The following is a 24,346-nucleotide window of genomic DNA, read 5'->3' as shown; positions in this document are numbered from 1 at the left end:
GGCTCTCACCTCCCAGACTGAACCCCGCCGCAAATGGCGGGGTTTTTGTTTGGAAGAGCGCAACCCGGACAAGTTGCAGCCGGCTTTCGGCCATTGCGCCGCCTGCAAAAGCATAAGGCGAACTGGGGCTCCGGCCGATAGGGCAAATTCAGTCCGCGCGCTTTCGGAACCGATCCGCCGCTCTGAAGCTTGCTAGCGTCGACAGCGTGCCGGAGTGGAGGCGGGGCGCCATCAGCTTGCGGCGAATGCCTTTTGACCACGCATGCCCATTCCCGGCGCCAAAGATGGCGATGATATCCGCGCGGGATTCGGGGCATACACCCCGCGAAGGTCTGGGCAGGCCCGGTAAGCATCGGTCAGTCCGATCACGGTCTCTGCCGCGCCGAGGAACAGGAAGCCGTCCGGTTCATTCACCTTCTGCATCCGCCCGAACACGTCGATCTTGGTGGGCTGATCGAAGTAGATCAGCACGTTCCGGCAGAAGATGATGTCGAAGATCCCGAAGTGGGAGAAATCCTGCAACAGGTTGGCCTGCTGATAGCGGACCATGGCACGGATATCGGGATTGAGCTGCCAGACATCCCCGACCTGCTTGAAATGCTTCACCAGCAGTTGGATCGGCAGTCCACGCTGGACTTCGAACTGGCTGTAGATTCCGGACTTCGCCTTTTCGAGGACCTCCAGCGACAGATCGGTCGCAACGATCTCGGCCCGCCAGTCCGGAGGCAAGGCTTCCTTCAAAAGCATGGCGAGCGAATAAGGCTCCTGCCCGGTCGACGCCGCCGCGCACCAGATGCGCAGGCTGCGGCGGTTTGCACGCGCCTTCAGCAAATTGGGCAGCACCGTATCGCGGACATTCTCGAACGGCACCTTGTCGCGAAAGAAGAACGTTTCATTGGTCGTCATCGCCTCGACGACGTCGACGGTCAACGCTTCCGCGCCAGACTTGATTTTCTGCACAAGTTCACTGATGCCTGAAATGCCTGCCTTGCGGGCAAGCGGAAGCAGACGGCTTTCGATCAGATACTGCTTGTCGGACGACAACAGCAGGCCGGAGCGATCCTTCAGAAGCTTGCGCAGATATTCGTAATCCAGTGGTGTCACCCGCGAACTCCTGAAAATACCCGAACAACCTTGGAAGCGATCTGGTCGAGCGGCAGAATGGCCGCACAGACACCAGCATGGGCCACGGCGCCCGGCATACCCCACACGACACTGGTGGCTTCATCCTGCGCGATGACATTGCCGCCGGCGGCGACGATGGTCCTGGCGCCCTGCGCACCGTCCGACCCCATCCCGGTCAGCACCACCGCAAGGATACCGGCCTGCCAGATCTCGGCTGCCGAGGCGAACAGCGGATCGACCGCCGGCTTGCAGAAGTTGATCTGCGGCCCGTCGTCGAGAGCAATCACCGTGTTCGCGCCCGAGCGCGCAACGCGCATATGGCGACCGCCTGGAGCGAGATAGATCTGCCCCGCCTTGACCGTCTCGCCGTCGACCGCCTCATGAGCAGGACGCCCGCTCGCTCGCGCCAGATGTTCCGCGAGAATGGTGGTGAAGGTCGGCGGCATGTGCTGGGTGATAAGGACCGGATGCTGGTCGATCACCGGACCGATACCGGCGACCAGATTCATCAGCGCCTGCGGGCCACCCGTCGAAGAACCGATCACAAGGACACGCGGCGTGGCCGCGCTGAATGGCCGGACCATCAGCTTGGGCTGCGCAACCGGCGGCATCGTGCCGGCGGATGTCCGGGGCAACGGCGCGCGTACCGGCTGCGCGGCCGGCGAGAGCGAAGGACTGGGAACAACCGCCGGACGGCGCAGACGAGCGCCGAGGTGACGTATCTTTTCGATCAGGTCGCGCTTGAAGACGTCCGCGGCGGACATCTCGCGGGTGCTCTCGGGCTTTGGAATGTAATCCGACGCACCGAGCGACAGCGCCTTGAAGCTGATCTCCGCGTTCCGGCGGGTCAGCGTCGACGCCATGATGATGACGAGATTGCGCTTCTTCTCAAGCAGCAGCGGCAGCGCCGAAATGCCATCCATATCCGGCATTTCGATATCGAGTACGACCACATCGGGATCAACCCGGACGACCTGGTTGACCGCATCGAGCCCGGTGCGGATCGAGGCGACAACTGTCAGGTCCGGCTCCGCCTCAATCCAGCGAGAGATCAATCCGCGAATGACCGCAGAATCGTCGACGACCATGACGCGCAGCGGCTCGTGCCGCTGTGCGGACGAGCCCGGTGGGGTCAAAACTGCAACGCTCATGAAAAACCAACTCTACGCAACGAAACGACGACAACACTACACGACTTCAACAGACGATCCGGATACAGCACGCAATGGCAGCCGTTCCAGCGCAGAGCTTCAGATCAAACCGACCTCATGAAATTTCGCCGTCACGATTTCCTTGTCGAACGGCTTCATGATGTATTCATTGGCGCCTGCATGCAGCGCACGGGCGATGTGAGCGACATCGTTCTCGGTGGTGCAGAACACCACCTTCGGCTTGTCGCCGCCCGGCATCAGACGCAGATTGCGGAGGAATTCGTAGCCATCCATGACCGGCATGTTCCAGTCGAGCAGAATAGCGTCCGGCATTCCACGCTTGCAGACTTCCATGGCCTTCTCGCCGTCCTCGGCCTCTACGATCTGGAAGTCCAACCCTTCCAGAATGCGCCGCGCGACCTTCCGGATGACGCTCGAGTCGTCAACGATCAGACATGTTTTCATCTTAGCCTCTTTTTTCCTCAGTTCCCGTGTGGGCCGCTGTCACGGGGCTTTGCGTTACTTCCCAAATTGTTTTTAGGCAGCCAGCATGTCCGGATTGATTTCCAGAACGCGATCGACATCGAGAACAACCATCAATTGCCCCTCGAGCCGGTGAACGCCGCCTGCCATTTTCGCCATGCGCGGATCCAGATTGACCGGATTCACTTCGCGGCTATCGTCCGCGAGCTTGAGAACCTCGCCAATGCTGTCGATCAGCAACCCGTAAGATTCGCCGCGCAGATCGACACCTACCGCCATCGGCGGACGGCCGTCCTCGATCTTCGAAAGGCCGAGGCGTGCGCGCATATCGATCGCGGTGACGATTCGGCCGCGAAGATTGAGAACGCCTGCGACATCAGCCGACGCCAGCGGGACTCGCGTCAGCCGCTCCGGCATGAACACATCCTGAACCCGCGCAATCGGCAGCCCGAACAGCTGTCCGCCAATCATCGCGGTGACGTATTCGGTGATTCCGTGATCGGCGCCTTCGACGTTTGTATCCATTGTCATGTTCCTTACGCCGCGTGCTTGACGTCAGCGGTTTGTTCTTTCAGTGCGGCGATCAATCCCGGCCGATCGAATTTTGCGACATAGTCGTGGAAGCCCGCCTGACGGCCGCGTTCGATCGCCGCGGGTGAAACCACGGACGACAGCGCGATGATCGGCACGGTTTCCGTGCGGCGGTCGGAGCGGATCGCTTCGGCGAACTCGAAGCCATTCATGTCCGGCATCTCGATGTCGGTCAAAACGACATCGAACTGATTACCGGAGCGCAACACGGAAAGTCCTTCATGTCCGTTCTGTGCGACCGTGACGCGATAACCTGCCGCCTTCAGAACAGGCGCCAGCATGTTGCGGAAGAACGCGGAGTCATCAACCAGCAGAACGGTCTGGGCCGTTGCGGACAGACGCATTTCCTTGCGGCTAAACCAGTCGGCGAACGCCATCGGCAGGAAGTGTCCGACGTCGATCACTTCGGTGGCCTGGCCCTTCACGACCGCGGAGCCCAGCACGCCTTCGCGCGTACTCGCCACTTCAATGCTCAACTGCTCCTCGACGATATCGATGATTTCATCGACCACGAGACCCATCGAACGTCCGTCATCGGCGAACACCAGGATCGGCTGCACGCCGCTGTCGCGGATCGAAACGCCTTCGATCTCGACCAATGGCATCAACTGCTCGCGATACTGGACCATGTGACGGCCGTTCGACATCTCGATCTTCTCGACCGCGATCTCTTCAAGCCGGGTCACCAGCGCCAGCGGCACAGCCTTGGGCTGTGACGATCCCGCGCGGAACACCAGCAGGGAGGTCAACTGAGCATCCGAGCTCGAGCGCGTCGCGGCATTGTCGTCGCCGATCTCGCTTTGCGAAGCCGCCGCCGTGCCGAGCGACTGCGCGATGCCGTTCGGATCGATGATCATGATGACGGCACCGTCGCCGAGAATCGTGTTGCCCGAGAACATCCCGATATGGCGAAGCTTGGTGGACATCGGCTTGACCACGATTTCCTCGGTATGGAAAACGCCATCAACCACGATACCGAAGGTCTGGCTGCCGACCTGCGTGACCACAATGAAGCCGTTCTCCGGATCTATCGAGGCACCGTCATCAATCTTGAGCAGCTTCTTCAGATGCATCAGCGGCAACAGCTTGTTGCGCAGCCGCAGAACGGGAGTGTCCTTGATCCGCTCGATGCGATGATCGGAATTGGAGCGCGCGCGCACCAGTTCGACAACGGACAGCTGCGGAATCGCGAAGCGATCACCGGCGGCTTCCACGATCAGCGCGGACACGATCGCCAGCGTCAGCGGAATCTTGATGGTGAAGCTCGACCCCTCGCCCGGCACGGACTTGACGTCGATGGTGCCGCCGATCTGATCGATGTTGGTGCGCACCACGTCCATGCCGACGCCTCGGCCGGAGACGCTCGTCACCGCCGCCGCCGTGGAGAATCCCGGCGCGAAAATGAACTTGTGAATCTGCGCCTCGGTCATCTTCTCGACGTCGGCTTCGGTGACGAGGCCGTTCTGCACGGCCTTCTGCTTGATACGCTCGGTGTTCAGGCCGCGCCCATTGTCGGCGATGCAGATGATGATGTGGCCACCTTCATGATAGGCGGAAACGCGGATCGTACCCTGCTCCGGCTTGCCGGCTGCGACACGGTCGGCCGTGGCCTCAAGACCATGATCGGCGGAGTTACGCACCATGTGCGTCAGTGGGTCCTTGATCAGATCGAGTACCTGACGATCGAGCTCGGTGTCGGCACCGTGCATTTCCAGTTCGATTTGCTTGCCGAGCTCGCTGGACAGATCGCGCACGATGCGCGGCAGTTTCTGCCAGGCATTGCCTATCGGCTGCATCCGCGTCTTCATGACGCCTTCCTGCAACTCGGCAGTAACATTGGAGAGCCGCTGCAACGGCACCTTGAATTCGGAATCCTCGTTACGGCGACTGATCTCGAGCAGCTGGTTACGTGTCAGCACCAGTTCCGACACCATGGTCATCAGATGTTCGAGGGTATCGACATTGACGCGAATGGACTGGTTCGCGATCTTGTCGCTCTCCGTCGTCTCATTCTCAATGACTGGCTTCTTCGGCTTTGCCGCTGCCGGCTTCGAAGCTTCAGCCTTCGGAGCTTCGGCCTTTGGCGCGGGCTGCTCAACCGGAGCAATCGACGGCGATACAACTTCGATTTCGGTTTCGCGGAAAGCACGCTCCAGTTCGTCGAGCGAAACTTCGCCGGGACGCAGTTCCCGTTCCAGCGTTTGATCGACCATCATGCCGGCGGCAACCGGCTTGGTTGCAGATGGCGCAGGTGCAGCAGGCGCAGCTTCCATCGCGGCCATGCCTTGCTCGACCATATGGTGAAGCGCGTCGATCAGATCGACATCGGTGCCTTCCGGCTCCGCTTCGGTGGCCTCGAGCTGGCCGAGAATTTCCTTGATGCGGTCGATGGTGTTCAGGATCAGCGTGACGGCTTCGCCGGTCACCGGCATGCCATCGCGGAATTTCCCCATCAGCGTCTCGGCTGCGTGAGCGAGCGCTTCGAGGCGCGGCAATCCGAGAAAGCCGCAGGTCCCTTTGATCGTGTGAACGAGCCGGAAGATATTATCGAGAATCTTCGCGTTGTTGGGATCCTGCTCGAAACGAACCAACTGGTTGTCGACAGTGTCGAGACTTTCGTTGGTCTCGGTAAGAAACTCACGCAACAGATCGTCCATGAATCAAGCCTTCACGCAAACGGGCGCGCAACACACGCCTCCCGGAATGCGGTCAGTTTCGACGCAAAGCGTTTAATATTGGTTGAGCATTTGGAAAAGAACGCGCTGAACAAGACGCTAAGACGCCGCCCCCGGCGTGAGATGACTCCGGGGGCCTATTCATTAAGAGTTTATGAAGATACCGCCGATGCTGTTTCTACCATACGCAAAATCGTCCGCGGCAACACGGTGCGAATATTGGAATCGGACCACTAGGCCGCGGTCACGACCACAGCGTCCGTTTCAGCAGCGAGCGATACCTTGAGTGCGCAGGCTTGTGCCAGCAGCGCTGTGTAGTACGGCTGGACCGCGTGCGCGGAAACAGAGCCGGCATTCTCGAGGTTCAATTGCGCGGCGACGTTCTGCGGTTCGCGGGCGTTGGCGCCGGCGGCACGAACGCGAAATCCCATCGTGTCGCCCTCGCCGACCGGATCGACGGTGAGTTCGCCGCCGCGCGGGATCGCCTGCTGTGCGATGACGAACATGTTCAGCAACAGCTTGACGCGGTTCTTCGCCATCAGGACGTGCGGCAAATTCCATGTGATCTTCGTCTTCTCGTCCTCCAGGTGATTGCGCGTCATCTTCTGCGCTTCGCCGAGATCGATCTGGGAGCCGGCCGATCCTGCCGCGCCATAAGCGATGCGGCAGAACTGCAACCGCGCGGAGGTTGATTTCGCGCTCTTGCGGATCAGGTCCAGCGCGAACTCCTTGTCGTCCTCCTTGTTGCTGCTATCGAACACCTCAAGGCCGTTGACGATGGCGCCCACCGGGTTGATGAGATCGTGGCAGACGCGCGAACACATCAACGCGGCGAGTTCGAGTGCATCGGGTGTGGGACCGGGAGTTGACGTGCCAGACATGAATTTCCTCGGATTTTCCAGCGATTTCCTGCGATCACGATGGCCGCTGGGTGCTGACGCAGCGAATCATGCGTGCTTTATGGTTGATACACTGCGGCTGGCCCTGCGGCCACCGAGGCGCGATATCAACCACAGCGGATTGAAGGCTGATCTATGACCGAAATCTCCAGTCCCGCGATTGATCGCGATGCCGCAGCCGCCCTGATGGAGCCGCTGACGGACATCGTCGTGCAGGCCGGCGCGGCAATCCTCGCGGTCAGCCGTGCCACCATGCAGGTCGAGGGAAAATCCGACGGTTCTCCCGTCACGGAAGCAGACATGGCGGCCCACCGCATCATCGCGGAAGGCCTTACGAACCTCGCGCCGGATATTCCGGCCCTGTCCGAGGAGCGCACCGACCTGGCCGCACGCCCCTACAAGAACAGCTTTTTTCTGGTCGACCCACTCGACGGCACCAAGGAGTTCGTTGCCGGGCGAGACGAGTTTACCGTCAATGTCGCGCTCATTACCCACGGCTCGCCGGTGCTCGGAATTATCGCTGCCCCCGCCTTGGGGCTGGTCTGGCGGGGCATTGTTGGCCGGGGGGCGGAGCGGCTGCTGATGACCAAGGATGGCAAGGCCCGCTCGGCCCAGCCCATCCACACCCGCCCTCATCCCGGTCCTCGCGCAGCCTGGATCGTGGCCGTAAGCAGGTCGCACGGCGATAAACGGACCGAAGCCTTCATCGCGGCCCGGCCCGGAGCGATCCGGCAAGCGCTGGGTTCGGCGGTCAAGTTCGGCCGGATCGCCGAAGGCGGCGCCGACATCTATCCCCGGCTGTCCCCCACCTCCGAATGGGACGTGGCGGCGGGCCATGCCGTGGTGACGGCCGCGGGCGGCAAGATCACCGACGGCAAGGGCGGCCCGCTCCGCTTCGGGGAAGCGCGCGAGGATTTCTTGGTCCCTGAATTTATCGCTTGGGGCGATCCGGCGGTCAGTCCGGTCGAGACTTAGCAATCAGGCCTTGGCAATCACGCCTTGGCAGAATTCATCTGGGGAGTTCCGGACCTACCAGTTCTTCATGGATCTGGCTTCCCGACTCGTTGGTGACGCAGACCCTGAGGTTGGCTTCGTGACCGCGGCCTTGTTGCCGCATTTCTCTCGCAAGCATTTTGCTGTGCTCGATGGCTTCCGAGTCGAGCCTGAGGGACACTCCAAACCTGTCCCTCACCGTCACGCCGTCCCTGATGTCAAAAAAGTATGTCTGCACGATAAACCTTGCTGGCGTTCTGGCAGCGAATTTGCCGTCAGTTCGCGTTTGAATGGGTGGCCATCGAAAGGATCGCCAAAAATGTTGGCCATGGCCTGCGCTATGTTGGCCATCACCAGGTTCGACCGGGTTCGAGACGCAATTCGCAGCAACATCCGCCGATACGGCCGCCACTGCGCTTAGCGCAGGATTGGCGGAACCCCATCGTCTGCCAGCGATGAATCCAAGTCAAATCATGCCGGGCGCCTCACCCATAAAACGATGCGGCCGGCATAAACCTGCCCGCGCTGGGTCATGTCCGGGGCGGCGCATCAGTAGCGAGAAAGGGTCTCCACCAGCGCCGGCCATTTACCGCCGGCCTGTTTCAGAACAGCATCCGGATTGGCTGCAAAAGCGCTGCGGTTATCTTCGCGGCTGAAGAGGTACAGCCGCTCGCCGGAAACCAGCCACAACCGCGCCTGCCCGACGACGGCCTTGCCGCGCGCAACATCCACCGGATCATAGCCCCCGAACCGGGGGCCGTAGATATCCGGATGGCTGAGGAAAACGGCGCGGTTGGCTTGGTTCCGGAAACGCCAGACGGCGCCACCCACGGACGCCTCGATGTCAGGTAGTCCCTTGGCGGCCTCGGCGTCGGTGAAATAGGCCACCGGATCATACCCGTCGATGGCAAGGCCGCTATGGCGGTTCACGACCACCCGTTCGGTGACCGCCGAGGCCCCGGTATATGGTCCAGCCAGCCCGGCAAGGACCGCAAGACAGGCGATTCCAAGGCGCTGCCCTTTATTTTCTTGCCGCCGTGCCGTCATAGTTGATGCCGATAAACAATCGAGTCGGGGACGTGGGACCGCAGCTTATGCCTATGCGTGTCAGCAAGGCGTTAAGTGATGGACATGAAACTCGGCCATCTGGTGGTCCAAGGGGTTCTTTCATGACCTTTGCTTCGCGTATCGCGGCGCTGGTGTTCGCAGCGACGATTTCCCTGGCCGTGCCAGCCTCGGCCCAGCAACGCTCCGCCAATACCTATGGCCCGGACGAACTGGTCGGCGCCGGCCACCGGTTCTTCGGCAATGTATCCCGCGGACTGGCATCCGTGATCGAGCGCGCGGTGAGCCAATGGGGCCTGCCCAACGGCTATGTGCTTGGCGAGGAAGGCAGCGGTGCTTTCGTTGCGGGACTGCGCTACGGCGAGGGCACGCTCTACACCAAAAATGCCGGCGACCTGCGGGTGTACTGGCAGGGACCGTCGGTCGGCTTCGACTGGGGTGGCGACGGCGCGCGTACCATGGTGCTGGTCTACAACCTGCCCGCAACCGACGCGATCTATCAGCGCTTCGCCGGCATCGATGGCTCTGCCTACATTATCGGCGGCTTCGGCATGACCGCGCTGACAGCGAACGGCATCGTGCTGGTGCCGATCCGGTCCGGCGTCGGTCTGCGGCTCGGCGCCAATATCGGCTATCTGAAATTTACGCCCCGCGCGACCTGGAACCCTTTCTGACACTTTCCTGACAGGATGATCGGGCGTGGCCCCGCCTGCCCTCGGGGAGGCGGGCGGATTCACGTTAACGCGCTGTCCCGCTAGCTTTTTCCCCGCTCGCCATGCCATGGTAAAAGCGGTTAAATTTAGCGCAGGGGTCACACATATGGTCGAACCGATCATGTATTTGGCGATCGGTTTTCTGGTCTCGATGCTGTTCGGTCTGATGATCGTGCCGCTGGTCCATAACCGTGCGGTCCGGCTGACGACAAAGCGCCTCGAGGCAGCGACCCCACTCTCGATGGCCGAGATCCAGGCCGACAAGGATCAGTTGCGGGCCGAGTTCGCGATGTCCGCCCGCCGGCTCGAAATGAGCGTCGAGCAGCTCAAGAACAAAACCTCGAGCCAGCTTGCCGAACTCGGCAAGAAATCGGATGCGATCAACCGCCTGAAGATAGAACTCGGCGAGAAGAACGCGGCAATTTTTTCGCTGGAAGCGCGCGAGAAGGCGCTCAAGGATCAGTTGCGGGCAACGGAAGAAGAATTCAGCACCAAGACGCAGTCGCTGCGCGGCGCCGAACAGCAGCTATCGGACAAGCAGGCCGAGCTCGGCAAACTCAACAGCGAACTCTCCCAACGCTCGATGACAGCGGAAAGCCGTCAGGTCGAACTGCTGGCCGTTCGCAGCCAGATCGAGGCCCTGCAAAACCGCGTCAATGACGCCGAGAAGGAAGTTTCCAGCAGTCACCAGCGCCTGACCGACCATCGCAACGAAGCCGAGATCGCGACGCGCGAACTCAGCGACGCGCGCGGAAAGGTCGAGAATCTGAGCGGACGGGTCAGCGATCTCGACCGCCAGCTCGTGGTGCAGACCAAAGAAACCGAAATGCTGTCGACGCGGGTCACGGATCTCGAGAATCGTCTTGCCTTGCAGGGCAAGATTCTCGCCGAGCGCGAATACGAAAACACCCTGTTGCGCCAGCAGGCCGAGGCCGCGAAACAGACCGAGCAGAAGCTGCGCGAGGACGTGGCTTCCGGCACCGGCAGTTCCGCTGCGATCGACAAGCTTCGCGCGGAAAAGACCGCACTGGAAGAACAGCTCACCGCTGCCCGCGATGAACGCGCCAAACTTCAGCGCGACATCAATCTCATCCAGCAGCAGGCGGAGAGCTCATGGTCCACCGAGCGCATGGAAAACGCGCTGCTGCGCGAGCGCATCAATGACATCGCCGCCGAGGTCGCAAAGCTTGCGGTGACGCTGGAAGGCCCGGACTCGCCGATCGAGGCGATTCTGGCGTCCGAGGAACAGAAGCCGGCCATCAGCGCCATCGTCAAGGCGACGACGGCGAACGGCGCGGCCTCAAATGGAGCGGTGCCGGCAGGCGCGGCGACAGAGGCGCGCGGCACGCTGGCCGAACGGATTCGGGCCTTGCAGGCACACGCCTCTCGGGCCCGTCAGCCGGGCTGAGGGTGTGATGGCTTTAAATCGGCTTACGGTTCTCCGTCACCCTGAGGTGCCGAAGCGAAGCGCAGGCCTCGAAGGGCGGCGGCGTGTCCTGCCCCCTCATCCTTCGAGGCTCGCAAGAGCTCGCGCCTCAGGATGACGGGTCACGCCCCGAAGCCACCACGCTCTAACAGATGATTTAAGCCGAATTCTGAAGCACACGGGCTGGCTGCGCTTGACACCCCGGCCCCTGCTTCCGTAAATCGCCGCTCCGAAAGTTATCCGGTGGTTCCGGGCGCATAGCTCAGCGGGAGAGCGTTCCCTTCACACGGGAGAGGTCCAAGGTTCGATCCCTTGTGCGCCCACCATTTCAAAAAGATACTTCACAAGACATTTTCAGTGCGTCTCCACGGAGATCGAACCTGTTAACCGGCTGCCGCCATCTCGCGAGGCTGCATCGATGCGGTGAGCCGATGCCCCAACCGGATGAACGGTTTTTCAACAAAGCGATACGACAGCGCGGCGAGCGGCAGCACAATCGCCGTTGAAACGAAAAGCATCATCAGCAGGGCCAGCCATGGCGGGCATCCGGTTTGCAGCACCGCACCGAGGGGCTCTTCCATCCGCCAGAAGATCATCAGCGTCAGCGGATGCAGCAGATAGAAACTGTACGAAACCCTGCCGAGAAACCTGAGTACGGCATTGTCGCGGAAAACCGTAAGCCACCCCCGCAGCCCCAAGGCGCCGCCGGCGATCATCAGGCATGAGGCGATCGTCACCCAGGCATCCCTGACATTGTAGTGACGCGCAAAGAGCGTCACGCCGGCAAAGAACAGCACAACGCCGAGACCGAACAGCGCGTTGGCATGGCGAGGCTCGGCACGCGGCAGGAGAACATGGGTGAGCGCGCCGAACAGAAAACAATAAAGAAATATCGCCCGCGGCTCGCCGCCGTCCAGCGGCAGGATCACCTTCATCGGATTTGTCAGCACCGCCAGCATGGATGCGATAACGAAAATCCTGACAAGCCTCCCGGCCGCGATCCAGTGGAGCGCAACGAGAAGGACCGGGATCGCCAGCAACTCGGTCTGGATCGACCAGCCGACACCGTCGATCGAGACCGACAGCAGCAGAATGTTCTGAACCGTCTCCGTCAGCGACGGAACGACACTCAATGTTCTTCCGGTGAGCCTGTACACTCCGACAAAGACCAGAATCGTGAATATCCAGGCCGGATAAATCCGAAAAATTCGAGTGATCGCAAACGGCAAAGCAAGCTCAGCGACAGGCCGGGACGTCTTTTTCAGCGAAGCCGTCAGTACAAAGCCGCTCAGCACAAAGAAGAACACCACCGCAGGCTGACCCTGAAACAGGATTCTCAGCACATCCATCGCAGCCGACGGCATCGCTTTCAGCAGGACAGATTCGCCGCCGATCTGCGCTGGCGATTGGGAGATATGGAAGCCGGCGACGGACAGCGCGGCCAGGCCTCGGAGGCTCTCCAGTTCCGGGTGAAAACGTCGCGCGCCCACCTCGCCCATATGCATCCCCGCCGAAGACCTGTTCAGTCTTATGCTGTCTGCACACCGGAGCGAAAGGCAAATTTGAGATGGAATCGTGCCGGCTGGTATCCACCGGCTATCACGTCAATCGAACGCCGCCTTGACCGTGGCGTACTTGTCCCCGAGCGTGGTACCGAGGCCATTGACCGCAGCGACGATCGCGACCGCGATGCCCGTCGCGATCAGGGCATACTCGATCGATGTCGCAGCCTTCTCGTCGCGGATAAAGGAAATCGCCGTCTTCATCGGATCAACCTCAATGCATTTCTTGCACATGACGGCTTCCCTGCTACGAGCGCTCGGTAAAGCCACGGCTAATCTAGCGGCAAGAAGCTGCCGAAGACTTAACTAAACCTTTCCATGATACCGTCGGCGGCGATTGCGTTTTATGCGGGGACCCCGCGAGAACGCTCGCAGGGGTCGGCGCAAAACCATGCGCGAGGTTCCTTTTATAGTTGTTCGTTACATCATCACTTCGATCAGCCGCGGCCCTTTTTCACGCACGCTGTCCGTCAATTCAACGAAGAAATCCTCTGCCGTATGCACCGAACGCGCAGGCACACCCATGCCTTTCGCCAGCGACACCCAGTCAAGCGCCGGATTGTCGATGTTCAGCATGTCGAGCGCCTTGCGTCCCGGCTCACCCGCATCGACGCCGGCGAATTCGCCTTTCAGGATTTGATACGTGCGGTTGGCGAAGACGATGGTGGTGACATCGAGCCCCTCGCGGGCTTGCGTCCACAGCGACTGAAGCGTGTACATCGCGCTGCCGTCGCCGACCATGCAGATCACCTTGCGATCCGGACAAGCCACCGCGGCGCCGGTCGCAACCGGGGTCGAGAAGCCGATCGAACCGCCCATGTTCTGAAGCCAGTCGTGCGGAGCGGCTGCCGCTGTCGGCGGAAAGAATCCGCGCCCCGTGGTGATCGATTCATCGACCACGATGGCGTTCTCGGGAATAGCCATCGCGATTGCCTGCGCAATGGATGCGTGTGTCAGCGCGCCCGTGGGCTTTGTGAGTTCGGCAAGCTTTTGCGGCTGCGCATCGCTGGCCTTGGCGCCAAGCGCATCGGCCAGCGCATGCAGCGCGGCTACGGAGTTCTCACCAGATTCGCACATGCGATGAACTTCGCAACCTTCCGGCTTCAGCAGGCTCGGCTTGTTCGGATAGGCGAAGAACGCCACCGGGTCGTTGGTCTCGACCAGAACGATGTGGCGGAAATCCTTCAGGATCGGCAGCGCCTGCTCGATCACATAGGGAATGCGGTCGATGGAGAACCGCCCGCGCCCGCGCGCCATGCGCGGATTGTAGGTCTGGCCCATGACCTTGCATCCGGTCTTGCCGGCGATGCGCGCGGCCAGTGCGAGTCCTTCTTCCGTGAGAGCCTTGCCGGTCAGCAGCAGCAGCGTCTGCTCGCCGCTGCGCAGAACGCGGGCGGCCTCGTCGACAGCTTGCGGCGAGTAACTGGCGCGCTGCGAGTCCGCGGGCACCTGCGCGATGCCGTCGGCTTCATTCCATGCGGTATCGGCAGGAAGGATGAGCGTCGCGATCTGACCGGGATGGCTTCTCGCCGCGGCGATGGCGGCAGCGCCGTCGCGCGCAATGGACTTCGAATCCGGCGAGGTACGAACCCAGGCCGACATCGGCCGGGCGAGCCCCTCGATATCGGAGGTCAGCGGCGCGTTGTATTCGATATGATAGGTCGCATGCTGCCCGACGATGTTGACGATGCCGGAATGCGCCTTCTTCGCGTTGTGCAGATTAGCGAGGCCGTTGGCGAGACCGGGTCCGAGATGCAGCAGCGTCGATGCGGGCTTCCCGGCCATCCGGTAATACCCATCAGCAGCACCGGTGACGACGCCTTCGAACAATCCGAGTACACATCGCATCCCCTCGACACGATCCAGCGCGGCGACAAAATGCATCTCCGATGTTCCCGGATTGGTGAAGCAGACATTCACATCGCCCGCGACCAATGTTCGCACCAGACTTTCCGCGCCGTTCATCATTTCACTCCCGTTCGAGGCTTCTTGTTGTGACGTTGTTAGATGAACCATCCTTATGACAGTTCGTCAAAGCCTGCGGTAGATTGGAACGGCAGTACGCCCGTGCAGGCGGGGCATGTCTCGCAGAAGTCACGCCTCGGGCAGATAATGGGCTGTCACGAGGCATTTCACGCGCCCGTGGGTTGCGAAAACAGGCAAATTGTGGCCTCTCTCGCGGAGTTCGTGGCACCTGTGATCTTAGTTCGCCAGCATTTTCGCCCCGGTCTGACGATCTCTTATGAGGATTCTAATGACGCGCTTTTTGACCGTAATTTTCACCGTTGCCGCCATCGTTGCTACCACCGGTTTTGCGAGGGCGGATGCGGAGTTCAATCCGCTGCTTCAGCTTTTCGGCGGGGGAGGAATGGGAGGCGGCTCCGGCCCGATTCCCCGCACCACGGTCGGTTTCCAGGGTAACTACGCGCCGGGCACGATCATCATCGATACCAAGGAACGCCGCCTGTATCTGGTTCAGGACGGCGGCCGGGCTTTGCGATACGGCATCGGCGTCGGACGCGACGGCTTCCGCTGGGGCGGAGTCCACCGCATCACCGCAAAGAAGGAATGGCCGAGCTGGACGCCGCCGGCACAGATGCTGCGCCGCCGCCCGGATCTGCCACGCCATATGGTCGGCGGCCCGGACAATCCGCTGGGCGCGCGCGCCATGTATCTCGGCTCCACGCTTTATCGCATTCACGGCTCCAACGAGCCTGAAACAATCGGTCAGGCTGTCTCGTCAGGCTGCTTCCGCATGGTCAATGACGATGTCATCGACCTGTACAACCGGGTACAGGTCGGCGCGACGGTCATCGTCAAGAACTAGAACTGAGATAGGGATGCGGCATCGGCTTGAGCCCTGCCGCGAAGCTCTTCAAAGGCCGGCCTTCGTGGCCGGCCTTCTCGTTTTCTCGCCAGGCCGCCGCCCGCTCTCTTGCGTGCCGGCGGAGTGACGGCTAGCTCAGGTTGTCATGGAAACATCCCCGACCATAAGGCGGCTGATACCGGGCATCGTGCTGCTGAGCAGCCTGACGCTCAGCACCACATTGTGGTCGCCGACCCTTGCCGAAGGGCCTAACATCAGCACACGCCAGCGCAGCGAAAAGAAGGCTTTCACAGACAGCCAGATCATCGACGGCTTCATGAAGACGGCGTTTGGCGCGGAGTATCACCTTGCCGGACGCGTCGACCGTATCCGCAAATACCACATGCCGGTGCGTGTCCTTGTTGATGGCTCCGTCCGCGCCGACCGGCAAAAACAGATCGGAAAGGTTGTCGGCGATATCGCAAGGCGCGTACAGCATCTCGACATCGCGATCACAACCAAACGCGACGACGCCAACACCATCGTCACGCTGGTGCGGGATCGCGACCTTCAGAAAACCATCACGTCATTCTACGGCGTGGAGAAGGCCAAGGAAATTCACGACACGCTGGACCCGCAATGCCTGTCCGGATTTCGCAAGAACGACAACTACGAAATCCAGCACTCGGATGTCATCCTGACGGTAGACAACAGCGACTTCGTATTTCTCGACTGCGCCTACGAGGAATTGCTGCAATCCCTCGGGCCGATCAATGACACCGACTCGGTGCCATGGACGATGTTCAATGACGACGTCTCGATGGGCTTCTTCGACATCTACGACCAGTACATCATGAATATTCTCTACGACCCACGCATCAAGGCGGGCATGACCGTCGATGAAGTCCGCGCGGTGCTGCCGGCAATCCTGCCGGACGTGCGGACATGGGTCGCCAAGGTGAATCATCTGCCGCGGTAGCAAAACCCCGTCCCGGGCGATGCAGCGCGTAGCGCTGCTGCGCAGAACCGGGACCGCATCATCGGAACCGTTACGGCCCCGGCTCTGCGGCGCACCACTTCGTGATGCACCGCGTCCGGGGCAGGCCAATCACCTACGCCGTCTTTTCAAACAGCTCGCGGCCGATCAGCATGCGGCGGATTTCGCTGGTGCCGGCGCCGATCTCATAGAGCTTGGCGTCGCGCAATAGCCGCCCGGTCGGATAGTCATTGATGTAGCCGTTGCCACCGAGCAACTGGATCGCGTCCAGCGCGCACTGGGTTGCCCGCTCCGCCGCGTACAGGATCGCGCCTGCCGCGTCCTCGCGGGTGGTCTCGCCGCGATCGCAGGCTTTCGCAACAGCATAGACGTAGGCGCGGGAAGCATTCATCGCCACATACATGTCGGCGACTTTGCCCTGCACGAGCTGGAAGCTTCCGATCGGCTCGCCGAACTGCTTGCGTTCGTGGATATAGGGCATCACCACATCGAGACAGGCCTGCATGATGCCGAGCGGCCCGGCCGCCAGAACGGCGCGCTCATAGTCGAGACCGGACATCAGCACGTTGACGCCGCGTCCGACGTTGCCAAGCACGTTCTCCTCCGGGACCTCGCAATCCTCGAACACCAGTTCGGCGGTATCGGAACCGCGCATACCGAGTTTGTCGAGCTTCTGCGCCGTCGAGAATCCCTTCATGCCCTTTTCGATCAGGAACGCGGTCATGCCGCGCGGCCCGGCCGCCGGATCAGTCTTGGCGTAGACCACCAGTGTCTCGGCAACAGGGCCGTTTGTGATCCACATCTTGTTGCCGTTGAGGACGTAGCGATCGCCCTTCTTGTCGGCGCGTGTCTTCATCGACACGACATCGGACCCGGCACCGGGTTCAGACATCGCCAGTGCGCCGACATGCTCGCCCGAGATCAGCTTCGGAAGATACTTTCGCTTCTGGGCTTCGCTGCCGTTGCGGCGGATCTGGTTGACGCACAGGTTCGAGTGCGCGCCATACGACAGCCCGACGGACGCCGACGCACGGGAGATTTCCTCCATCGCAATACAATGCTCGAGGTAGCCGAGCCCCGAGCCGCCAAAATCTTCCTCAACAGTCATGCCAAGCAGACCCAGTGCGCCCATCTTGGGCCACAGGTCGCGCGGGAACTGGTTCTTCTTGTCGATCTCGTCGGCGCGGGGCGCGATCTCGTTCGCCGAGAAATCGCGGACGGTTTCGCGGATCGCATCCGCGGTCTCGCCGAGATCGAAGTTGAACATACTATGCGCGTTCGGAATCATCAGAGTCACTCCCCGGTGGACGGTTTTACGAATGCCGCCCGTTGTTTGGCGGACAATGCCACGGGCCGGTTGCGGGGAGAAGGGCCGGAAGCGCCGGAACACGCCGGCGCCTCCGTTGCGGCAATTCCACCCCGGACGCCGGGAAGATGGTCACAAAGCGAGACCTCGAAATGTCTTGTGTCTGACATTTCGCCGGGCAATTTGGCCAAACGGCGTTGCCTTACGCCAGTGCGCGCGAAGCCTCTCACCTTGGGGGTCGATTCATCGACAGAGCGGGTCGCCTGCATGATATCGGTCACGCCGGAGTTGATATCTGTTACACTCCTCGCGGCCATCCGCATGTTGGACGAGATGCTCTGAGTCACCGACGCCACTGTTCCACCGAATCCGCGATCACCGCCATGATTTCGTTGGCGCGGAAAGATCGTCCGCGTGATGGCCTCCTCGACGCCGGTCGCGGGACGCGGCTCCTTGAACTTCCGGCCCGTATTGCTGGCGCACTCGGATACGTCGATATAAGCCATTGATACTAAGTGAATAATTTCTTCCTCCCTTCTGGACGGCATCAGTGGATGCCGGAGGAATCTGAGGCACTTACGCATGGCCATCGTGCTTGCTTCGTCACCTTCGAGGGGGTGTAATTCTCCCGAACAAGCCTCCGGGACCAACCCACGGAAGCACCTCAAAGGGAGACGCGCGATGCACGGAACGCTCGATCCTGCGCGACATTCGGAACTGAATGCGGCGCGCGAGAAGGCCAATTCCACGCCGATCGAGCAATTCAATCCGGGGGATCCCGACCTTTTCCGCAACGATACGTTCTGGCCGTACTTCGAGCGGCTGCGCAAGGAAGACCCGGTCCACTACTGCAAGGACAGCCAGTTCGGCGCGTACTGGTCGGTCATGAAGTACAACGACATCATGCATGTCGAGACCAACCACCAGATCTATTCGTCGGAGGCGAGCCTCGGCGGGATCACGATCCGCGACGCGCCGCCGGAGTTCCGCCGGCCGATGTTCATCGCGATGGACCAGCCCAAGCACAGCGCCCAGCGCAAGACGGTCGCTCCGATGTTCACGCCGACCCATCTCGACGAACTGGCCGGAATCATCCGTCGGCGTGCTGCACAATGCCTGGATGCACTGCCTCGCAACGCAACCTTCGACTGGGTGGATCGGGTCTCGATCGAACTGACCACCCAGATGCTCGCGACCCTGTTCGACTTTCCATGGGAGGACCGCCGCAAGCTGACCCGATGGTCCGATGTCGCGACCGCCCTTCCCGGCAACACCGACATCATCGCATCCGAGGATGCCCGGCAGGCGGAGTTGCAGGAATGCGCCGCCTATTTCGCAAGGCTCTGGAACGAGAGGATCAATGCGCCGCCGAAAAGCGACCTCATCTCGATGATGGCGCATGCGGAAGCGACGCGGGACATGGACCCGAAAACCTTTCTCGGAAATCTCATCCTCCTGATTGTCGGCGGCAATGACACCACCCGCAACTCGCTGTCCGGCGGGCTCTACGCCCTGAATGAAAATCCGGCCGAATACCAGAAACTGCGCGACAACCACGCGCTGGTTGACAGCATGGTGCCGGAAGTCATTCGCTGGCAGACGCCGCTGGCTCATATGCGCCGTACCGCGCTGCAGGATACCGAACTGCGCGGCAAGCAGATCAGAAAGGGGGACAAGGTGGTGATGTGGTACGTCTCGGGCAACCGCGACGACGAAGCGATCGAGAACCCCGACAGCTTCATCATCGATCGCGCCCGGCCGCGCCAGCACCTGTCGTTCGGCTTCGGCATTCACCGCTGCGTTGGAATTCGCCTGGCGGAATTGCAATTGAAGATCGTCTGGGAGGAAATTCTCAAGCGCAACATCGAAGTGGTCGAGCCGCCGCATCGGGTGTATTCCAGTTTCGTCAAGGGTTACGAGACCATGCCGGCGCGGCTGGCGTCATAGCGAAGCCGGCATCCGGCAATAATTCGGGCGTCAACCACGCTCATCACGTCCTGGGAAATAAGGAAGCGAACGATGCACGGAACGATCAGCATGGCCCGCGACGAGCGCCAGAAGGCTGCCCGCGAGAAGGCCTACTCGATGCCCCTGTCGGACTTCCATCCCGGCGCCCCCGAACTGTTCCGCAGCGACACCCTGTGGCCTTACTTCGAGCGGCTCCGCAAGGAAGAGCCGGTGCATTACTGCACCACCTGCCCGGTCGGCGATTACTGGTCGGTGACCAAATACAACGACATCATGCATGTCGATACCAACGCCGCGATCTTCTCGTCCGACATCAAGTATGGCGGCATCAACCTCCGCGACATGGGCGAGGACTACAAGTGGCCGAGCTTCATCGCGATGGACGAGCCGAAGCACGGCCCGCAGCGCAAGACAGTGTCGCCGATGTTCACGCCGGTGCATCTCGACCGTCTCGCCATTCTTATCCGAGAGCGATCCGCGGAAATTCTCGATAACCTTCCCCGCAACGAAACTTTCAACTGGGTCGATCGGGTCTCGATCGAACTCACCACGCAGATGCTGGCAACCCTGTTCGATTTTCCTTGGGAAGACCGCCGCATGCTGACACGCTGGTCCGATCTCTCGACGGCCCTGCCGAAAAGCGGAATTTACGAGAGCGAGGAACAGCGGCTGCGCGAACTCGGCGAGTGCGCCGACTATTTCATCAGGCTCTGGAACGAGCGCGTCAAGAACCCCGGCAGCGATCTTATTTCAATGATGGCGCACAGCGATGCCATGCGCTATATGGACCGGGATGAACTGCTCGGCAATCTCATCCTGCTGATCGTCGGCGGCAACGACACCACCCGCAATTCGATGTCGGGCTCGGTACTCGCGCTCAACGAAAATCCGGACGAATACGACAAGCTGCGCGCCAACCACGCGCTGGTCGAGAGCTTCGTGCCCGAAGTGATCCGCTGGCAGACGCCGCTGGCTCACATGCGCCGCACCGCGTTGCAGGACACCGAACTCGGCGGCAAGCTCATCAAGAAGGGCGACCGTGTCGTGATGTGGTACGTCTCCGGCAACCGCGACGGCGAAATGATCGAAAAACCCGACAGCTTCATCATCGACCGTGCCCGGCCGCGAACCCATATGTCGTTCGGCTTCGGCATTCACCGCTGCGTCGGCATGCGGCTGGCCGATTTGCAGCTCAAGATCATCTGGGAAGAAATCCTCAAGCGGTTCGACAACATCGAGGTTGTCGGCGAGCCCAAGCGGATCTACTCGAGTTTCGTGAAGGGCTACGAGGAATTGCCGGTCCGGATCAACGCCTGACCGCGTCTGATGCCATCTCTCGCGGCAAGCCTCTTGCGGCCACTGGCTATGGCTGCATATTCGGAATGCGGCTGCGCATTCCGCGCCGCTGGAACATTAGCCTGCAATCTGCCAAACACACACCCATGACACATCAAGACACTGATTTTTCCGACATCCGCGAGTCCGTTGCAAAACTCTGCGCCCAATTCCCTGGCGAGTACTGGCGCAAGCTGGATCGCGCAATGGCCTACCCGAAGGAATTCGTCCAGGCACTGATCGATGCCGGCTACCTGTCCGTGCTGATCCCCGAAGAATATGGCGGCTCGGGCCTGAAGCTGTCGGCGGCGGCCGCGATCCTCGAGGAGATCCAGCGCTCCGGCTGCAACGGCGGCGCCACCCACGCCCAGATGTACACCATGGGCACGCTGCTGCGACACGGCAGCGAGGAACAGAAATCCAAATGGCTGCCACGCATCGCCAACGGCGAATTGCGCCTTCAGGCGTTCGGCGTGACCGAGCCCACCAGTGGCACGGATACATCGTCGCTCAAGACCTTCGCCAAACGCGAGGGCGGCCACTACGTCGTCAACGGCCAGAAAATATGGACCAGCCGCGCTGAATATTCCGACCTGATGATCCTGTTGGCGCGCACGACGCCGAAGGAACAGGCCGCCAAGCGCACTGACGGACTTTCGGTTTTCATCGTCGACATGCGGGAAGCGAAGAAGTCTGGTGGGCTGACGATCCGGCCGATCCGCACCATGATGAACCACGCCACGACGGAAGTTTTCTTCGACAACATGAAGGTGCCCGCTGAAAATCTCATCGGTGAAGAAGGCAAGGGCTTCCGCTACATCCTGTCAGGCATGAATGCGGAGCGCATCCTGATCGCATCGGAATGCGTCGGTGACGCCAAGTGGTTCATCAAGAAAGCCAGCGATTACGCCAAGGAGCGCACGGTCTTTGGGCGGCCTATCGGCCAGAACCAGGGCATCCAGTTTCCGATCGCCAAATCCTACGCCAACATGCGCGCCGCCGAACTGATGGTGAAGGAAGCCACCCGGCTTTATGAAGCCGGCAGGGACTGCGGCGCCGAGGCCAACATGGCCAAGATGCTCGCCGCCGACGCGTCGTTCGAAGCAGCCAACGCCTGCATTCAGACCCACGGCGGCTTCGGCTTCGCCGAGGAATACGACGTCGAGCGCAAATTCCGCGAGACGCGGCTTTATTCGGTCGCCCCGATCTCAACCAACCTGATCCTGTCGCATCTGTCCGAGCATGTGCTCGGCATGCCGCGGTCTTACTGAGAGACATCATGCTGCCGCTTGAAGGACTGACCGTCATCGCCGTCGAACAGGCGGTTGCCGCGCCGTTCTGCACCTCGCGGCTGGCGGACGCCGGAGCGACCGTGTTCAAGGTCGAGCGGCCCGAAGGCGACTTCGCCCGCGGCTACGACGCCGCAGCCAAGGGCCAGAGCAGCTATTTCGTCTGGCTCAACCGCGGCAAGAAATCCGTTGTGATCGATCTCGCCACCGGCGAAGGCCGCAAGACCCTTGAGAGCCTGATCGCAGGCGCTGATGTTCTGGTGCAGAACCTCAAGCCCGGCTCGATGGACAAGCTCGGCTTCACGCGCGAACGCCTGCGCAAGGATTACCCTGCGCTGGTGATCTGCACCATCTCCGGCTATGGCGACGACGGCCCCTATGCCGACCGCAAGGCCTACGACCTGTTGATCCAGGCCGAGAGCGGTCTCGCCTCGATCACCGGCGGACCGGATGCACCGGCCCGCGTCGGCCTGTCCATCGTCGACATCGCCACCGGCGCGACCGCGCATGCGGCGATCCTCGAAGCCTTGATCGGCCGGTCGCGCACCGGGCAGGGCGCCGACATCCGCATTTCGATGTTCGACGTGATGGCCGACTGGCTCGCCGTGCCGCTGCTCAACGCAGAAGCCGGCACGCCGCCGAAGCGCATCGGCCTCGCCCATACCTCGATCGCGCCCTACGGCGTGTTCACGTCGAAGGATGACCGGGACATCCTGATCTCGATCCAGAGCGAGCGCGAGTGGAAAAAACTCTGCGCGGAGGTCATGGCGATGCCGGACCTGCCCAGCGATCCGCGTTTCAGCAACATGGTGGAGCGTGTCCGCAACCGTAAACTGACCGACGACACCGTGGGCGGCGTGTTCAAGACCATGACGCGCGACGAGTTGCTCAAGCGTCTGACCGATGCCGACATCGCCTTCGCCGAGGTCAACACCATGGATGATCTCTCAATGCATCCGCATCTGCGCCGGATCGAGGTCGCGACCCCGAACGGGGTGGTCGCCTATCCTGCGCCCGCCTCTATCGTCATCGGCGAAGAACGGCACTACGGCGCCGTGCCTGCTGTCGGCGACTCCACCGGCGAAATTCCGCGAGGCAAGAAACCATGACCGCGAAACCCGATATCGATCATCTGCGCCAGTGGATCGGCCGCACCCAGGAAGCCTCGGACGTCATCACCGCGCAACTGGTGAAGGGCCTGCGCGCGACGCTGTTCCTTGACATCGGCAATCCCGTTGACGGTGACGCTGCTCCGTTGACAACGCACTGGTGCCTTGCGCAACCGGTCGCGCCGATGAGTGAAATCGGATCGGACGGTCATCCCGCGCGCGGCGGCTTCCTGCCGCCGGTGCCGCTGCCGCGCCGGATGTGGGCCGGCGGGCAGATCGAATTCATCGACCCGTTGCGCGTCGGCGACAAGGTCACCCGCTCGTCGCGCATTTCCGACGTGACGATGAAGACTGGCAGCACTGGCACGCTATGCTTCGTCTCGGTCGAGCACACCATCACCACGCCGCGCGGTGTCGCCATTCGCGAGCGGCACGATATCGTCTATCGTGATATGCCGGCGGCAGGCGACCAGAAGCCGGCCACATCGCCCGCACCTGCCCCGGCGGGCAAAATCCGCGAAACCCACATGGCCGATCCGGTTCTGCTGTTTCGCTATTCGGCGCTGACGTTCAACGGCCACCGCATTCACTACGACCGCGACTACGTCACCAAGGTCGAAGGCTATCCCGGCCTGATCGTGCATGGCCCGTTGCAGGCCTCGCTGCTGATCGAATTCGCCGCCCGTCAGCGCGGCGGCAAGGCGCCTGCGAAATTCATCTATCGCGGCGTGAACCCGTTGTTCGACGGCGCGGAATTCAGCGTCAACGGCAACGAGAAGGACGGCGGCCTGGAGGTCTGGACGGCGAATGCCGCAGGCACTGCGACCATGAAGGGCAGCGCGAGCTGGTAGGA

The 24,346-nt window shown here is 61.4% G+C and carries 23 protein-coding genes and 1 tRNA gene; 11 read left to right on the top strand and 13 right to left on the bottom strand.

The window, feature by feature from the left end; all coding sequences use genetic code 11:
• Positions 1–231 precede the first annotated feature (231 nt).
• The 6 genes from AC1Q6J_RS18995 to chpT form a co-directional block, all read right to left on the bottom strand.
• Positions 232–1,104 carry a CheR family methyltransferase gene (locus AC1Q6J_RS18995; RefSeq protein ID WP_492280758.1) on the bottom strand — a complete coding sequence of 291 codons (873 nt, stop codon included), beginning with the start codon at positions 1,102–1,104 and terminating at the stop codon, positions 232–234.
• Positions 1,101–2,276, bottom strand: coding sequence for a protein-glutamate methylesterase/protein-glutamine glutaminase (locus tag AC1Q6J_RS18990; RefSeq protein WP_492280757.1), 1,176 nt, complete (start codon positions 2,274–2,276; stop codon positions 1,101–1,103). Before AC1Q6J_RS18990 ends, AC1Q6J_RS18995 begins: the two co-directional genes overlap by 4 nt.
• A 99-nt stretch (positions 2,277–2,375) precedes the next feature.
• Complete coding sequence (locus AC1Q6J_RS18985; RefSeq protein WP_006021886.1) at positions 2,376–2,741, bottom strand: response regulator; 366 nt, start codon at positions 2,739–2,741, stop codon at positions 2,376–2,378.
• Positions 2,742–2,813: 72 nt separating this feature from the next.
• The gene (locus AC1Q6J_RS18980; protein WP_492280756.1) at positions 2,814–3,284 is read right to left on the bottom strand and encodes a chemotaxis protein CheW; all 471 of its coding nucleotides are present in this window, start codon (positions 3,282–3,284) and stop codon (positions 2,814–2,816) included.
• Positions 3,285–3,295: 11 nt separating this feature from the next.
• Complete coding sequence (locus AC1Q6J_RS18975) at positions 3,296–6,007, bottom strand: hybrid sensor histidine kinase/response regulator (RefSeq protein ID WP_492280755.1); 2,712 nt, start codon at positions 6,005–6,007, stop codon at positions 3,296–3,298.
• A 251-nt stretch (positions 6,008–6,258) separates the two neighbouring features.
• Complete coding sequence (gene chpT, locus AC1Q6J_RS18970) at positions 6,259–6,906, bottom strand: histidine phosphotransferase ChpT (protein WP_492280754.1); 648 nt, start codon at positions 6,904–6,906, stop codon at positions 6,259–6,261.
• Positions 6,907–7,059: 153 nt separating this feature from the next.
• On the opposite strand from chpT, the gene cysQ reads away from it, so the two are divergent.
• The gene (gene cysQ / locus AC1Q6J_RS18965) at positions 7,060–7,899 is read left to right on the top strand and encodes a 3'(2'),5'-bisphosphate nucleotidase CysQ (protein WP_492280753.1); all 840 of its coding nucleotides are present in this window, start codon (positions 7,060–7,062) and stop codon (positions 7,897–7,899) included.
• 34 nt (positions 7,900–7,933) lie between these two features.
• Here cysQ and AC1Q6J_RS18960 read toward each other — a convergent pair whose 3' ends face one another.
• A complete protein-coding gene (locus AC1Q6J_RS18960) occupies positions 7,934–8,155 on the bottom strand; it encodes a DUF6894 family protein (RefSeq protein WP_492280752.1) in 222 nt (73 codons plus the stop codon).
• A 311-nt stretch (positions 8,156–8,466) separates the two neighbouring features.
• Positions 8,467–8,964, bottom strand: a complete 498-nt coding sequence (locus tag AC1Q6J_RS18955; protein WP_492280751.1) for a YHS domain-containing (seleno)protein — start codon at positions 8,962–8,964, stop codon at positions 8,467–8,469.
• A gap of 122 nt (positions 8,965–9,086) precedes the next feature.
• Between AC1Q6J_RS18955 and AC1Q6J_RS18950 the strand changes: the two genes are divergently transcribed.
• From AC1Q6J_RS18950 to AC1Q6J_RS18940, 3 genes are all read left to right on the top strand, one after another.
• Positions 9,087–9,656 (top strand): DUF1134 domain-containing protein, encoded by a 570-nt coding sequence (locus tag AC1Q6J_RS18950; protein WP_492280750.1) that lies wholly within the window; start codon positions 9,087–9,089, stop codon positions 9,654–9,656.
• A gap of 145 nt (positions 9,657–9,801) precedes the next feature.
• Positions 9,802–11,103, top strand: a complete 1,302-nt coding sequence (locus AC1Q6J_RS18945) for a hypothetical protein (RefSeq protein WP_492280749.1) — start codon at positions 9,802–9,804, stop codon at positions 11,101–11,103.
• Positions 11,104–11,372: 269 nt separating this feature from the next.
• Positions 11,373–11,447, top strand: a tRNA-Val gene (locus AC1Q6J_RS18940).
• 57 nt (positions 11,448–11,504) lie between these two features.
• On the opposite strand, the gene AC1Q6J_RS18935 is transcribed toward AC1Q6J_RS18940, so the two are convergent.
• The 3 genes from AC1Q6J_RS18935 to AC1Q6J_RS18925 form a co-directional block, all read right to left on the bottom strand.
• The gene (locus tag AC1Q6J_RS18935) at positions 11,505–12,620 is read right to left on the bottom strand and encodes an acyltransferase family protein (protein ID WP_492280748.1); all 1,116 of its coding nucleotides are present in this window, start codon (positions 12,618–12,620) and stop codon (positions 11,505–11,507) included.
• Between the two features lie 105 nt (positions 12,621–12,725).
• The gene (locus AC1Q6J_RS18930; protein WP_492280769.1) at positions 12,726–12,887 is read right to left on the bottom strand and encodes a Flp family type IVb pilin; all 162 of its coding nucleotides are present in this window, start codon (positions 12,885–12,887) and stop codon (positions 12,726–12,728) included.
• Positions 12,888–13,103: 216 nt separating this feature from the next.
• A complete protein-coding gene (locus tag AC1Q6J_RS18925; RefSeq protein WP_492280747.1) occupies positions 13,104–14,648 on the bottom strand; it encodes an acetolactate synthase large subunit in 1,545 nt (514 codons plus the stop codon).
• Between the two features lie 289 nt (positions 14,649–14,937).
• Here AC1Q6J_RS18925 and AC1Q6J_RS18920 point away from each other — a divergent pair, with 289 nt between their 5' ends.
• Positions 14,938–15,510, top strand: coding sequence for a L,D-transpeptidase (locus AC1Q6J_RS18920; RefSeq protein ID WP_492280746.1), 573 nt, complete (start codon positions 14,938–14,940; stop codon positions 15,508–15,510).
• A gap of 145 nt (positions 15,511–15,655) precedes the next feature.
• Positions 15,656–16,468, top strand: a complete 813-nt coding sequence (locus tag AC1Q6J_RS18915; protein WP_492280745.1) for a DUF2927 domain-containing protein — start codon at positions 15,656–15,658, stop codon at positions 16,466–16,468.
• 133 nt (positions 16,469–16,601) lie between these two features.
• Here the strand turns inward: AC1Q6J_RS18915 and AC1Q6J_RS18910 are convergent, their stop codons facing one another.
• Entirely contained in the window at positions 16,602–17,774 is a 1,173-nt protein-coding gene (locus AC1Q6J_RS18910; RefSeq protein WP_492280744.1) for an isovaleryl-CoA dehydrogenase, read from the bottom strand.
• 5 nt (positions 17,775–17,779) lie between these two features.
• A complete protein-coding gene (locus AC1Q6J_RS18905) occupies positions 17,780–18,382 on the bottom strand; it encodes a hypothetical protein (protein ID WP_492280743.1) in 603 nt (200 codons plus the stop codon).
• Between the two features lie 91 nt (positions 18,383–18,473).
• On the opposite strand from AC1Q6J_RS18905, the gene AC1Q6J_RS18900 reads away from it, so the two are divergent.
• The 5 genes from AC1Q6J_RS18900 (at position 18,474) to AC1Q6J_RS18880 (ending at position 24,344) form a co-directional block, all read left to right on the top strand.
• Positions 18,474–19,739: a cytochrome P450 gene (locus tag AC1Q6J_RS18900; RefSeq protein ID WP_492280742.1), complete on the top strand. Its 1,266-nt coding sequence runs from the start codon at positions 18,474–18,476 to the stop codon at positions 19,737–19,739.
• Positions 19,740–19,811: 72 nt separating this feature from the next.
• Positions 19,812–21,077, top strand: coding sequence for a cytochrome P450 (locus AC1Q6J_RS18895; protein WP_492280741.1), 1,266 nt, complete (start codon positions 19,812–19,814; stop codon positions 21,075–21,077).
• Positions 21,078–21,202: 125 nt separating this feature from the next.
• Entirely contained in the window at positions 21,203–22,366 is a 1,164-nt protein-coding gene (locus tag AC1Q6J_RS18890; protein WP_492280740.1) for an acyl-CoA dehydrogenase family protein, read from the top strand.
• Positions 22,367–22,374: 8 nt separating this feature from the next.
• Positions 22,375–23,493 (top strand): CaiB/BaiF CoA transferase family protein, encoded by a 1,119-nt coding sequence (locus tag AC1Q6J_RS18885; protein WP_492280739.1) that lies wholly within the window; start codon positions 22,375–22,377, stop codon positions 23,491–23,493.
• Positions 23,490–24,344, top strand: a complete 855-nt coding sequence (locus AC1Q6J_RS18880; RefSeq protein ID WP_492280738.1) for an HTD2 family dehydratase — start codon at positions 23,490–23,492, stop codon at positions 24,342–24,344. Before AC1Q6J_RS18885 ends, AC1Q6J_RS18880 begins: the two co-directional genes overlap by 4 nt.
• Positions 24,345–24,346 lie beyond the last annotated feature (2 nt).

The organism is Afipia sp. MLSD5-FHT05B12, from assembly GCF_058793355.1.
This window is presented reverse-complemented; position numbering and strand designations above follow the sequence as displayed.